Annotated in this window: 14 protein-coding genes; 5 read left to right on the plus strand and 9 right to left on the minus strand. The window is 53.9% G+C overall.

Annotation, left to right across the window (positions count from 1 at the left end):
• Nucleotides 1-5: 5 nt before the first annotated feature.
• The 8 genes from hisIE to hisG are packed head-to-tail and all read right to left on the minus strand — an operon-like array spanning nt 6 to nt 7,121.
• Complete coding sequence (hisIE, locus tag WKJ04_RS13260; RefSeq protein WP_337880843.1) at nt 6-629, minus strand: bifunctional phosphoribosyl-AMP cyclohydrolase/phosphoribosyl-ATP diphosphatase HisIE; 624 nt, start codon at nt 627-629, stop codon at nt 6-8.
• On the minus strand, nt 626-1,399 hold the full coding sequence (gene hisF, locus WKJ04_RS13265) for an imidazole glycerol phosphate synthase subunit HisF (RefSeq protein WP_337880844.1): 774 nt from the start codon (nt 1,397-1,399) through the stop codon (nt 626-628). Before hisF ends, hisIE begins: the two co-directional genes overlap by 4 nt.
• Nucleotides 1,381-2,118: a 1-(5-phosphoribosyl)-5-[(5-phosphoribosylamino)methylideneamino]imidazole-4-carboxamide isomerase gene (gene hisA, locus WKJ04_RS13270; protein ID WP_337880845.1), complete on the minus strand. Its 738-nt coding sequence runs from the start codon at nt 2,116-2,118 to the stop codon at nt 1,381-1,383. Before hisA ends, hisF begins: the two co-directional genes overlap by 19 nt.
• A 9-nt stretch (nt 2,119-2,127) precedes the next feature.
• A complete protein-coding gene (gene hisH / locus WKJ04_RS13275) occupies nt 2,128-2,733 on the minus strand; it encodes an imidazole glycerol phosphate synthase subunit HisH (protein WP_337880846.1) in 606 nt (201 codons plus the stop codon).
• Complete coding sequence (hisB, locus tag WKJ04_RS13280; protein WP_337880847.1) at nt 2,733-3,803, minus strand: bifunctional histidinol-phosphatase/imidazoleglycerol-phosphate dehydratase HisB; 1,071 nt, start codon at nt 3,801-3,803, stop codon at nt 2,733-2,735. Before hisB ends, hisH begins: the two co-directional genes overlap by 1 nt.
• Nucleotides 3,804-3,827: 24 nt before the next feature.
• A complete protein-coding gene (gene hisC, locus WKJ04_RS13285; protein ID WP_337880848.1) occupies nt 3,828-4,886 on the minus strand; it encodes a histidinol-phosphate transaminase in 1,059 nt (352 codons plus the stop codon).
• Nucleotides 4,883-6,214, minus strand: a complete 1,332-nt coding sequence (gene hisD / locus WKJ04_RS13290; protein ID WP_337880849.1) for a histidinol dehydrogenase — start codon at nt 6,212-6,214, stop codon at nt 4,883-4,885. The genes hisC and hisD overlap by 4 nt, the downstream gene beginning before the upstream one ends.
• 4 nt (nt 6,215-6,218) lie before the next feature.
• Nucleotides 6,219-7,121, minus strand: coding sequence for an ATP phosphoribosyltransferase (hisG, locus tag WKJ04_RS13295; RefSeq protein WP_337880850.1), 903 nt, complete (start codon nt 7,119-7,121; stop codon nt 6,219-6,221).
• A gap of 379 nt (nt 7,122-7,500) precedes the next feature.
• Between hisG and WKJ04_RS13300 the strand changes: the two genes are divergently transcribed.
• From WKJ04_RS13300 to WKJ04_RS13315, 4 genes are all read left to right on the plus strand, one after another.
• The gene (locus tag WKJ04_RS13300; protein WP_337880851.1) at nt 7,501-7,848 is read left to right on the plus strand and encodes a hypothetical protein; all 348 of its coding nucleotides are present in this window, start codon (nt 7,501-7,503) and stop codon (nt 7,846-7,848) included.
• Nucleotides 7,849-7,932: 84 nt separating this feature from the next.
• A complete protein-coding gene (locus WKJ04_RS13305; protein WP_337880852.1) occupies nt 7,933-9,855 on the plus strand; it encodes an ATP-dependent DNA helicase in 1,923 nt (640 codons plus the stop codon).
• 9 nt (nt 9,856-9,864) lie between these two features.
• The gene (tsaB, locus tag WKJ04_RS13310; protein WP_337880853.1) at nt 9,865-10,584 is read left to right on the plus strand and encodes a tRNA (adenosine(37)-N6)-threonylcarbamoyltransferase complex dimerization subunit type 1 TsaB; all 720 of its coding nucleotides are present in this window, start codon (nt 9,865-9,867) and stop codon (nt 10,582-10,584) included.
• Nucleotides 10,585-10,619: 35 nt separating this feature from the next.
• On the plus strand, nt 10,620-10,925 hold the full coding sequence (locus tag WKJ04_RS13315) for a hypothetical protein (RefSeq protein WP_337880854.1): 306 nt from the start codon (nt 10,620-10,622) through the stop codon (nt 10,923-10,925).
• A 4-nt stretch (nt 10,926-10,929) separates the two neighbouring features.
• Here WKJ04_RS13315 and WKJ04_RS13320 read toward each other — a convergent pair whose 3' ends face one another.
• Nucleotides 10,930-12,231 (minus strand): alkaline phosphatase, encoded by a 1,302-nt coding sequence (locus tag WKJ04_RS13320; RefSeq protein ID WP_337880855.1) that lies wholly within the window; start codon nt 12,229-12,231, stop codon nt 10,930-10,932.
• Nucleotides 12,232-12,480: 249 nt separating this feature from the next.
• On the opposite strand from WKJ04_RS13320, the gene WKJ04_RS13325 reads away from it, so the two are divergent.
• Complete coding sequence (locus WKJ04_RS13325; protein WP_337840618.1) at nt 12,481-13,077, plus strand: Slp family lipoprotein; 597 nt, start codon at nt 12,481-12,483, stop codon at nt 13,075-13,077.
• Nucleotides 13,078-13,118: the final 41 nt, after the last annotated feature.

Consider the following 13,118-nt stretch of genomic DNA (forward strand, 5'->3'; position numbering starts at 1 on the left):
AGCGGCTATTTATGCCGCTGTTTTAACACCTGCACCACATCATCCAGCGCCAGGTCCTGGCTGCGTAATAACACCAGCAGGTGGTACAACAGATCGGCGGCTTCGTTTTTCAGCTCTTCTTTGTCACCCACAGTGGCAGCCAGTGCCGTTTCTACCCCTTCTTCCCCCACTTTTTGCGCAATGCGTTTCACGCCTTTGGCAAATAAACTGGCGGTATAGCTGGTGCTGGGGTCGGCGCCGTAGCGGCTGTGGATCACTTGCTCCAGCTCATCAATAAAACTCAGGCTGGGGCTGTTGGCGTCGGTGTCAAACCAGCAGGTTTCACTGCCAGTGTGGCAAGTGGGGCCTTGTGGCAGCGCCAATGCCAGTATGCTGTCGAGGTCACAGTCGGCACAGAGGCTGTGCAGCTTCAGGGTGTGGCCTGAGCTTTCGCCTTTGGTCCAGAGCCGGTTTTTACTGCGGCTGAAAAAGGTGACAGCACCAGTTTGCAGGCTTTTTTCCAGCGCCTCACGGTTGGCATAACCTTGCATCAGAATTTTGCCGGAGCGGGCATGCTGCACTATGACCGGCAGCAGGCCGTCGCCTTTGGCAAAATCCAGTTGATCTAAATTCTCTAAGCTCAGTTTCATGGCCGGATCTCCAACTGCTGTGCCAGCAAATACTGTTTAAGTTCAGGAATGGCGATCACCCCTTTGTGAAACACCGACGCCGCCAAAGCGCCGTCCACATCGGCTTGTTGAAAAACCTCTGCAAAATGCGTCATAGCACCGGCGCCACCGCTGGCTATCAGCGGCACAGTACAAATCTCCCGCACCGCTTTGAGCTGGGCAATGTCATAGCCCTGGCGCACCCCGTCCTGGTTCATGCAGTTAAGCACAATTTCACCGGCGCCTAACTGCTGCACCTCTCTCACCCAGTCCAGGGTTAACCAGCTGGTTTTCTGGGTGCGGCTTTCATCGCCGGTAAACTGATACACCTGATACTGGCCGCTGTGTTGGTCAAAAAAGCTGTCAATGCCGACCACCACACATTGCTGACCAAAGCTGTGTTCCAGCTCGCTGATCAGCTGTGGCCGGGCCAGCGCCGGGCTGTTGACCGAAATTTTGTCAGCACCCATTTCTAAAATCAGGCCTGCGTCGGCCACCGATTTAATACCGCCGGCGACACAAAAGGGGATGTCGATCACTTCAGCAATACGGCGCACCCAGCTTTTGTCGACAGTGCGGCCATCGCTGGAGGCGGTAATGTCGTAAAACACCAGCTCGTCGGCGCCTTGTTCGGCGTAGGCTTGGGCGAGCGGCACTATATCGCCAATAATTTCGTGGTTGCGAAACTGCACGCCTTTCACCACTTTGCCATCCCGTACATCCAAACAAGGAATTATGCGTCTTGCCAGCATTGAATGGCCTCCTGCACAGTGAATTTACCTTCCAGCAAGGCCCGGCCTAAAATCACGCCGCCGACCCCTGTTGGCTTCAAGGCGCTGATATCTGACAAAGCGCCGACACCGCCAGAGGCCTGCCAGACAATGTGCGGATAACGGGCCGCCACTTCGCTGTACAAGGCCAGGTTTGGGCCTTGCAGGGTGCCATCTTTGCTGATATCGGTACAGAGCACATGGCGGGCACCAGAGCTTAAGTAGCAGTCCAATAACTGCTCCAGTGTGAGCTCGCTTTGTTCAATCCAGCCGTGACTGGGCAGGGTTTTGGCGCCATCGGCGCGAATGACCACGTCCAGCGCCAGCACAATACGCTCACCGCCGTACTGGCGTAACCAGTCACTGACCAGTTCCGGCTGGCGAATAGCGACACTACCGACCACGACCCGCGAAGCACCGGCTTCGAGCAGTTGCTCCACGTCGGCTTCAGAACGCACGCCACCACCGACCTGAACCGGCAAAGGCGCGTTTTGCATCAGTTGTTTTAGCAGCGGCAACTGGCGGTCGGCGGCATTTTTAGCGCCTGTTAAATCCACCAAATGCAGCAGGCCTGCGCCTGCTTCGGCGTACAAATCCCGTAACTGCAGCGGGCTTTGGCTATATTCAGTCGTCTGGTCGTAACTGCCCTGATAGAGCCGCACTGTTTTACCGTGAATCAAATCAATTGCAGGAATAATCACACACTGTCCTCAATCGCCTTTCAGGCTTAAAAAATTTTGCAGCAGTTGCGCGCCCACTTTGCCGGAGCGTTCCGGGTGAAACTGGGCGCCAAATTTATTGCCCTGACCAATCACGGCAGCAAAGGGCTGGCCATAGTCGCAACTGGCCAGCGTAATGGCCGAAGGGGCCACCGCAAAGCTATGCACAAAGTAGACATAATCCTGGGCGCCAATGCCTTCGAGTAGCGGGTGACTGGCGCCGTTTTCGGTTGTTGTCAGCGTATTCCAGCCCATATGCGGCAGGCGCAAAGCTCCGACCTGCATGCGTTTAACCTCACCTGGCAGAATGCCTAAACAGTCGACATCGCCTTCTTCGCTGTGGTCGGTCAAAAGCTGCATACCTAAGCAAATGCCAAGCAATGGCTGTGGCGCGGCTTTTAAAGTGTCGATTAAATCCCGTTGCTGCAAATTGCTCATCGCCTGACGGGCCGCACCTACACCGGGCAGCAGCAGCTTGCCGGCGTTTTTAATGTCGGTCAGCTCACGGCTGACTTTGGCCTCCACGCCGAGGCGTTTGAAAGCGCAATAGACCGAGCTGATATTGGCGCAGCCGGTATCGACAATCACCAGGCTCATCAAAGCACTCCTTTACTGCTGGGCAGTGCATCGCCACTGACTTTTATGGCCTGACCCAAGGCGCGGCCAAAGGCTTTAAACAAACCTTCCACCATATGGTGTTTGTTGCCAGGGCTGACCGACAGGTGCAAAGTCATCAGCATGGCGTCACTTAAGCTTCTGAAAAAGTGTGGCACCATGTCCAGGTTCAGGCTACCAACCTGGCCCTGGCCCAACTCAGCGTCAAATTTCAGCAGCGGCCTGCCGGATAAATCCAGCACACATTCAGCGCGGCATTCGTCCATTGGCAATACAAAACCAAAGCGCTGAATACCTTTTTTATTGCCAAGCGCCTGTTTCAGCGCCTGACCCAGCGCCAAAGCTGCGTCTTCCACACTGTGGTGGTCATCAATATGCAAATCGCCTTGCACCCTGAGCTTGAGCAGGAAGCCGCCATGAGTGGCAATCTGGTCCAGCATATGGTCAAAGAAGCCGACCCCTGTGTTGATCTGGTTCGGTCCGCTCTGGTCTAAATCCACCGTCACCTGAATGTCGGTTTCGCGGGTCACCCGGCTGACGCTGGCGCTGCGGCCTTTGCTTAGCAAGGCCTGAGTAATGGCGTTCCAGCCTAAGGTTTCGCGCTCATAACGGAAACTGCGCAGGCCCATATTCTCTGCCAGCTGCACGTCAGTCTGGCGGTCGCCAATCACAAAGGAATTGGTAAAATCGATTTTGCCCTGTTGCAGGTAATCTTTTACCAGGCCCAGCTTGGGTTTGCGGCAGCTGCAGTGGTCGTGCTCAAAATGCGGGCAAATCAGAATGTCGTCAAAGCGAATGCCCTGAGAGTTCAGCAACTGCATCAGTTTGTTCTGTGGCGCATCAAAGCTGGCGCGCGGGAAGCTGGCGGTGCCCAGGCCATCCTGATTGGTCACCATCACCAGGCGGTAACCGGCGGCCTGCAACTTCAGCAGGCTGGGTACTAAATCCGGCTCGTAGGCCAGTTTTTCCAGGCTATCCAGTTGTTTGTCGATGGGGGGTTCTTCCACCATAGTGCCGTCACGGTCGATAAATAAAATAGGCAAAGCGGTCATTTCAAACCTCAGCTGGTCAATTTTTCAGGAAAACGACAGGTCAGCCATTACGGCTTTTAACTGTTGCATCTCGGCCGGGCTGCCAATGGACACCCGAACTACCTGGCCCAGGCCAAGCTGGCTGGACTGGTTGCGAATTAAAATGCCTTTGGCGGCAATGGCACTGACCACAGCAGCGGCGTCTGGCACGCTGAGCAGCACATAGTTGGCGGCTGTGCTGTACACCTGACTGACATAAGGCAAATCGGCAGCGAAGCGACTGAAATGGTCGCGTTCTCGCAAGATGGTCTGTACTCTGCTGCGCATCTGCTGCTGGCCTTCTTTGGACAGTGCCTGCACCGCAATGTCTGCGACAGGCGCCGGCACAGGGTAGGGCGCTATCATCTGTTTCAGTGCGGCAATCACAGGCGGCTGCGCCAGAGTAAAGCCACAGCGCAGGCCGGCCAACGCAAAGGCTTTGGATAAAGTACGCAGGATCACCAGGTGCGGGTAGTCGGCCAGTAAATTCACCACAGAAGCTTCAGGCGCAAACTCGATATAAGCTTCGTCCAAAACCACCAGGGCTTTACCGGCAAAAAACTCCAACACTTCAATAATTTGCTGACGCGGAATAAGATCGCCAGTCGGGTTATTCGGGCTGCAGATAAATACCAGCTTGGTGGCGGGCGCGGCAAAGAGCGCTGGCAGGTCCAGCGTCAGCTCGGCCGTCAGTGGCACTGTATTGACCTCCACATCCTGGCTGTGAGCACTGATTTTGTACATGCCGTAAGTGGGCGGGCAAATGGTGACTCTGTCTTTACCGGGTTCACAAAAGCTTTTGATCAACAGCTCAATGCCTTCATCGGCACCGCGGCTGGTCAGCACCATGTTGGCAGGCACTCCGGCATAAGTGGCATAAGCCTGAATTAAGGCGGGCGGCTGGCAATCCGGGTATCTGTTGTAGTCACCACTCAGCTGATACTGGGTACTCAGCGCATTTTCATTGGCATTGAGCCAGACCGAGCCGCCGCTCATGCTGAGCCTGGCGGAAGCATAAGGCACCAGGTTTTTGACTTTATCGCGGGCTAATTCACTGATACTCATGCCGGAACATCCTCTTGGCTGGCCTGGTTTTTTAATACATCTAAACGGAACAATACGGCATTGGCGTGAGCATCCAGACCCTCGGCCTTCGCCAGTCTGACAATGGTCGGGCCCAAAGCCCGCATACCTTCGGCACTGAGTTTTTGCACTGTATAACGGCGATAAAAATCGGCCAGGCTCAAACTGCTGTGATTGCGGCTGTAGCCGTAAGTGGGTAACACATGGTTGGTGCCGCTGGCGTAGTCTCCGGCCGATTCAGGCGTAAAAGGCCCGACAAATATACTGGCAGCGTTGGTCAGCTTGCCCAGCAGTCGGTCGTCATCACGGGTTTGAATAATCAGGTGCTCAGGTGCATACACATTACTGACCTGCACAGCTGTGGCGAGATCCGCCGTTAAAATCAGCCGGCTGTTGGCAAGGGCTTTCTCTGCAATAGCGCCACGGGGTAAGAGTGTGGTTTGACGCTCCAGCTCCACCACCACGGCATCCAGCAAGGCTTCAGATGGGCTGACCAGTACCACCTGCGAATCCGGGCCATGTTCGGCCTGAGACAATAAATCGGCGGCAACAAAGACCGGGTTGGCGCTCTCATCGGCAATCACCAGCACCTCAGAGGGGCCCGCTGGCATATCGATGGCAGCGCCGCGGGCATCCTGACTGACCTGTTGTTTGGCTTCGGTGACATAACGGTTGCCGGGGCCAAAAATTTTATCGACAGGCGCAATAGTGTCAGTGCCATAGGCTAAAGCGGCAATGGCCTGAGCGCCGCCTAAGGTGTAAATTTCGCTGATGCCGCAGAGCGACGCTGCATAGACAATTTCAGCGGCAATATCACCGGCTTTCGGCTGACCTGGCGGCGTGACCAGCACCACTCGGGAGCAACCGGCCAGTTGTGCTGGAATACCCAGCATTAATACCGTCGAAGGCAGCGGCGCGCTGCCGCCTGGTACATACAAGCCGACGCTGGCAATGGCCTGGTATTTCAGCTGGCAGGTCACGCCGGGTTGGGTGTCCAGTTCAATATCCTGCGGCAACTGGGCGGCGTGAAAACGGCGGATATTGCCATACGCCGTTTGAATGGCTTGTTTGAGTTCATCCGATAAACCGGCAATCAGCTGCTGCTGCCGCTCGTTGGATAACCGCAGCGGGTTGTCAGCCACCCGGTCAAATTCCAGGCTGAAACGGCGCAGTGCGGCATCCCCTTCGGCTTTAACGGCCTGAATTATGCCCCGCACCGCTTCCGTCAGCACCTGCGATTGTTGTTGCAGCGGCCGTGCCAGCAACTCTTGCTGTGCTTTTGCATCCTGTGGCCAGCGTTGGATCTGCATGACCTTACTCCATCATCTTTTCAATAGGCAGCACCAGAATGGAGCTGGCGCCAAGGGCCTTGAGCTTTTCCATGGTTTCCCAAAACAGGGTTTCACTGCTGACCACGTGGATGGCAACCATGGCGTCATTGCCTGCCAGTGGCAGCAGGGTTGGGTTTTCCGCGCCGGGTAACAGCGCAATCACCTGGTCAAGCTGAGCCCGTGGTGCGTGCAGCATAATGTACTTGCTTTCATTGGCTTGCATCACACCGGCGATACGTGGCATCAGCTTGTTAATGATATTGAGTTTGTTCTTTTCATCCAGATCTCGGCGCTGGATCAGCACGGCTTTGGAGCGGTAAATCACTTCCACTTCTTTCAGGCCATTGGCTTCGAGCGTGGCACCGGTAGAGACTAAATCGCAGATGGCACTGGCCAAACCGGCACGTGGCGCCACTTCCACTGAGCCTTTTAAGGTGACAACCCGCGCATTGACGCCATGTTGTTTCAGGTAACGGTTGAGCAGGCGAGGGTAGGTGGTGGCGATGGTGCGGCCTTCCAAATCTCTGACGGACTGGTAGTTTTCTTCCTGCGGGACCGCAATGGATAAACGGCAGCCTCCAAAGTCCAGCCGGCTCAGTACCTGGTAATCGTAGGCTTCGTTGTCAATCTGGCGCTGCAGCGACAGTTCTTCCAGTACGTTTTCACCGACAATACCCAAATCACAGACGCCATCCATTACCAGACCGGGGATGTCATCATCCCGCACCCGCAGCAAATCAATGTCCATATTCTCGACATGGGCGATCAGGCGCTGTTCCCGCAAATTGATTTTCAGGCCACAACTGGTCAGCAGGGCCTGGGAGTCCTGCGATAAGCGGCCGGATTTCTGAATGGCGATGCGTAATCTTTTGCCGTCTATAGTCATATGCTGTCTCGTCTGTTTCTCTAAAGCGTTAAAAACCAAAACCCCGGGGTTCTGGCCCCGGGGTTTTGGTTTGCATTTGGTGCAGAGTTCCCATCGAAGGCCAAGTACACACTAGCCTCCATGGTCAACAAGGACTGGCTAGTCGGATAAATGATGGTGATGATGGTGCCAGCTGTTGAACAAGTTCATAGGTATCTCCTGCTTAGGTTGTATACAAGCTAACGGATTTGTGTAGCACAGGCAAGCAAAAAGTTTGCTGTTTTTTTTGCGGATAAAACCAGGGTTTTTACATTAAGCATTTGATTGTATTTATATTTGTGTGGTTTATGAATTCTTTTGTTTAGCAAGTGTCAAACTTAACACCACAAAAAAGTCAGTGGTGTTGCTTGTTATTTGGTCAGCTTGTATAGATAAAGTTGTCTGGTGCTCTGCCGATAACAGGAAAAAGGAGGCTCGCATGGACATTTTGTTTCCGTATTTACAGCGCCCGCCTGGCACACCGACGTCGCCGGGTGGACCTATGATCACGCCGGTTTTTAAAGACGCCCGGATCAGTGCGTATGACAGAAATGAAAAGCGCTTTCTGATTCTTTTAAAGGAACAACAAAAAAAACAGCATGGCCAGGCCAGGTCTGAAACCCCGCCTCAGCCAGCTGTAACACCACACACCACCCCTGAAGCAGACCAGCATACCGACGCCGACGGTCATTTAGATATTTTTGTCTGACAAAGGCATAATGGCGGCTTGTTATCAGAGCAGGTTGCCGGATTTGTACCATTTCACAGTTTTCATGCCACAAGGCTGTCGCGGATGATTCATCAGCGCGTTGGCTCCGCTTTTGCCGAACAGGGGGCATTATCCAAAACCATTGCAGGCTTTCGCGCCCGCGAGCCGCAAAAGCAAATGGCGTTGGCCGTCAGCACCGCCATAGAACAGGGCTCAGCTTTAGTGGTGGAGGCAGGCACAGGCACAGGTAAAACCTTTGCTTATCTGGTGCCTGCACTGCTGTCCGGCAAAAAGGTGATTTTGTCCACTGGGACCAAAAACCTGCAGGAGCAGCTGTATTTTCGCGATTTACCCACAGTGCAAAAAGCGCTGGCGGTGCCAGTGCAGACCAGCCTGCTCAAAGGCCGTTCGAACTACCTGTGCCTGTTCCGGCTGGAGCAGCATTATGGCCATGCCCCCAGCATGGAGCCTGCGGTGCTGAATGATTTGGCGCTGATTAAAAAGTGGTCGGTGGAAACCCAAAGCGGTGATATTGGCGAGCTGACCTACATAGCGGAAGATTCAAAAGCCTTGCCACTGGTCACCAGCACCACAGACAACTGCCTGGGCAAAGATTGTCCGAGTTTCGACGATTGTCATTTGCTGAAAGCGCGTAAAAAGGCGCAGCAGGCCGATTTAGTGGTGGTCAACCATCACTTGTTTTTTGCCGATATGGCCCTGAAAGACACTGGCTTTGGTGAACTGCTGCCACAAATGGACGTGGTGATTTTTGATGAAGCTCACCAGATTCCCGATATTGCGTCTGAATACTTTGGTGAGTCGCTGTCCACCCGCACTGTGCTGGATCTCTGCAAGGAGCTGGATTTGGTCTGCAAAACCCAGCTGCGTGATCATCCGCAACTGAGCAAAACAGCTGACAAACTGGCGATGCTGACCCGTGACTTACGGCTGCTCTGGCCGGATGAACCCCAGCGTGGTAATTGGCGGGAAGCCTGTCGGCGGCCTGAAGTGCAGCTGGCACTGACCCGGGTTGCTGACGCCATGGGTATGTTGTATCAGGTGCTGAAAAGCAGCTTGGGCCGCAATGAGGTGGTGGATCATGTGTTTGAGCGGCTGACCCAGAGTAAAAACCAGCTGGAAAAACTACAGGATGTGCAAAAAACCGGCGTCAGCTTTTGGTATGAAACCAGCCGGCAGCACTTAAGCCTGCATTTAACGCCGCTCAGTATTGCTGATAAATTTAATGAGCTGGTGTTTGGCCAAAAACGCGCCTGGATCTTTACCTCTGCCACCTTATCGGTTGACAACGGCTTTGCTCACTACACAGCGCAAATGGGCCTGCAAACCGCCGCCACTTTATTACTTGACAGCCCTTTTGATTACCAGCGGCAGGCTATGTTGCTGGTGCCACGTTATTTACCTGAACCCAGCGACCCACGTTTTGGTCAGGCGCTGCTGAAAATGGCGGTGCCTTTGATTGAAGCTAACAGGGGCCGCTGCTTTTTTCTGTTTACCAGCCACCGAATGCTGCAATGGATGGCGAATGAGCTGCCACACCATTTAAGCCTGCCAGTGCTGGTGCAGGGCAGTACCAGCAAAAGGTTATTGCTGGAGCAGTTTGTTGAAACCCGCCATGCCGTATTGCTTGGCACCGGCAGCTTCTGGGAGGGGGTGGATGTGCGTGGCGACACCTTAAGCTGCGTGATCATCGATAAATTGCCTTTTGCCTCGCCCGACGACCCGTTATTGCAGGCCCGGCATGAAGACTGCCAGCTCAAAGGGCAGGACCCTTTTGCGCTGGTGCAGTTACCTCAGGCCGTCATCACCTTAAAGCAAGGGGTGGGTCGCTTAATTCGGGATGTGTCTGACCAGGGCGTGCTGGTGATTGGCGATAACAGGCTGGTGACCAAGCCTTATGGCGCGGTGTTTTTAAAAAGTTTACCGCCAATGCGCCGTAGCCGGGATCTACACTCTGCGGTAGAATTTCTGCAGCAACTACAAGATTAAGGAGCGCTGGTGAAATTACTGGCCTTAGATACGTCCACTGAAGCCTGTTCAGTGGCGTTACAACTGAATGATCAACTGCTGACGCTGGATGAAGTCTGTCCGCAGCAACACAGTAAACGGGTATTGCCGATGGTTCAGCAACTGCTGAGCGACGCAGGTATCAGTCTGCAGCAGTTGGATGGCCTGGTGTTTGGCAAAGGCCCGGGCAGCTTTACCGGTGTGCGTATTGGGGTGGGGGTGGCCCAGGGGCTGGCGTTTGGTGCGGATATACCTGTGTTTGGGGTTTCCACCCTGACTGCGATGGCGCAGGCCGCACAGCGGCAACACCAGGCGCATCAGGTGGTGGCGGCTATTGATGCGCGCATGAGCGAAGTTTATCTCGCCAGTTTTTCACTGGACGATTTTGGTCTGATGCAGGCCATCACCGAAGAGATCGCCTGCCAACCGGCCTTGTTACCCGCTCCTGTACTCAAAGGTCCAGTCTGTGCTGTAGGCACCGGCTGGCAAACCTATCTGGCGGAGCTGACAGACTGGCACAAAACTGGCAATTCAGGTGAAGAAGAATTTTCTGTCGTGCTGCACAGCCCAACAATTCTGTACCCTTCGGCACAGGATATGTTGCCGCATGCGGCAATGGCTTGCCGTTTGGGGCAATTTTTTGCCGCTGAACGGGCAGAGCCGACTTATGTGCGGGACGAAGTCACCTGGCAAAAATTGCCGGGCCGGTAAAGACTGAATTGAATTAAACAGGCGGATCCGTAGTTATGAGTGTGACTGTCAGTCGTGACATTCCACAGAACCCGAATGTGGCCCAGGTGTTCCAGGGGCTGGCGTCGTTGCCGGTCCCTGTCAAAACTGCTGCAGAAAAAGTGGTGTTGCCTGAAGGCAGTGGTGTTAAAACCAGCGCTCAGGTGATCAGCCTGCTGGACGAGCAACAGGAAAAACGCCGTACCAGTTATGACCAGCCCACCAATAAAAACCGTCAGGCACTGCAGCTCTACCAGAGCCTGGAGGATCAGGAAAAACGCGAACAAATCCAACAACTCTTCAGTGTGGATTTGTTCGCTTAACCCCTCAGTTTGACTGCTGAATAAACGCAATCAATTTGGCTGCAATCTCGGTGTTGTCCTGAAAACCGGCAAAGGCAGCTTTGTCAGTACCGTAAGCCAGCACAGGCACGTCAATGGCGGTGTGGGCGCCACTGGTCCAGCCGGTTAGTGAGTGGTGATCAATCCGCTGTTTCACCGCTTTGGCCAGCGCCTTGTGCCCTTGGGCACGGGCGGTCACCAGCAACTGTTGCTCGTCGGCGGACAGCGGCAATGATGTAAAGCTCAGCCAGGCCTGATACAAAGTGGAGGCATCTTTTAAAGGCAGCAGCTGACCGGCAATATAGTCGCCGCTATGCTTCACCTGTTTAATGACGTCCCGTTTCCAGGCGTACTGGCCATTGGCCCCCAAAGACAAACCACCGGTTTCATGGTCGGCCGTGATCACCAGCAGGGTATCCGGGTGACTGTCGACATAAGCTTTTGCCACTTTGATGGACTCGGCAAAATCGTGCATTTCAGCCATGGCACAGGCCACGTCGTTGGCATGGCCACACCAGTCAATCTGACTGCCTTCAATCATCACCACAAAGCCTTGGTCGCTGCCCGTCATCAGCTGCAGCGCTTTTTCGGTCATTTGCTTCAGTGGAGCCGGTTCCGGGTTGTCGATGGTGCTGACAAAACCTTCCGGTGCCAGCAAGGCCATGGCGGGTAACTTCGTCAGCTGACGTAATCCGTCCCAGCCATCAGCATACTGGTAGCCTTCGGCTTTAAACTGCTCAACCAGGTTGCGGTCTTTGCGGATAAAGTACTGGGTGCCGCCGCCCAGCATCAGGTCGGCTACAGCTTTGCCATTGACTCTGTTATCAAAAAAGTCGTCGGCGATGGCGTCATAATTTCGGCGTGCCGGGTCATGAGCAATAAAACTGGCAGGGGTGGCATGGTTAATCTGGGCTGTCGCTACAACCCCGGTGATTTTGCCTTTGGCTTTGGCAATTTCCAGCATGGTCGTCAGATGATTGTGCTGATGATCGACGGAAATAGCACCGTTATAGGTTTTATGGGTGGTGGCCAGCGCGGTGGCTGCCGCGGCGGAGTCGGTGACAACAGTGTCGTCATCTGGGTAAGTGGTGGCCACACCAACCCAGAGTTCATCGAATATGGTGCGTTCCACAGCTTTGGTGGCCGGGTCATCCATATAGTACCTGTATGCCGACAGGTAAGCCGGGCCCATACCGTCTCCAATCATATAAATGATATTTTTTGGTGCAGCCAGTGCTGGTGCGGCGGACAGTGCTGCACAGACCATTAATGCGGTTTTCTTTAACATCTTTTGACCTTTTTCGACAAATTACCCGTATTCAGGCAAGGGGAGGCTCAGCGAGCGTTCATCTTAAAGTACTAAGCTTGTTTGACAAAATGATAAACACGCCCAGCGGGTGCCTGGCTCAGACGAAAGCCCGGAAAAGCGAAAGTGCAGCCGGAGCTTGCACCGGATGCGCCCTTCGCATAGAGTAAAACGGAACTAACGCACCTGCTGGATATCTAAGTAGTATCACGCCAAGAGGTAAAAATTATCATGATAAAACAATCTGTTACCATTCTGTTAAGTTTGGTGGTGATGGTGGGTTGTGCCAGTTACCCGGAGCAGGTCCGGATCGCCGATAACGTGGCCTTAGTGAATTACGATACAGCAGTTCAGGCTGGTACCGATTTTGGCACAGCACGCTGGAGCGGTGTCATTGCGCAGGTTAGCAATCAGAAAGACAGTACCCGCCTGGAGGTGGTGTATTTTCCCTCTGGTTCCAATGGCCGTCCTCAGGTTTCGGATCAAACACAAGGCCGTTTCGTTGCTTATGTCAAAGGTTTCCTTGACCCTATGGTGTATCAGCAGGGCAAGTCAGTCACTGTATTGGGGGAGCTGAGCCGCAAGGAACAAGGCAAGGTGGATGAATATGAGTATCTGTATCCGGTGATCAAAGAAGCGAAAGTGTACGTCTGGCCTAAATTGCAGGACACCCGTATTGAGTATGTGGATCCATGGCCTTATTACCGCCCTTACCCTTATTGGGGCCTTTATGGGCCTGGTATCCGGGTGAAAACCATCACAAAACAAACTACAACCACACAAGGTCCGGTTCATGTCGATAATAACAGGAATAAAGTACAGCCTTAGTTTTGTTTGCCTTTTTCAGTTCACTGCATCAATGGCGACTG

Origin of the sequence: Rheinheimera sp. (assembly GCF_037442345.1) — a bacterium.
GTDB lineage: Bacteria > Pseudomonadota > Gammaproteobacteria > Enterobacterales > Alteromonadaceae > Pararheinheimera.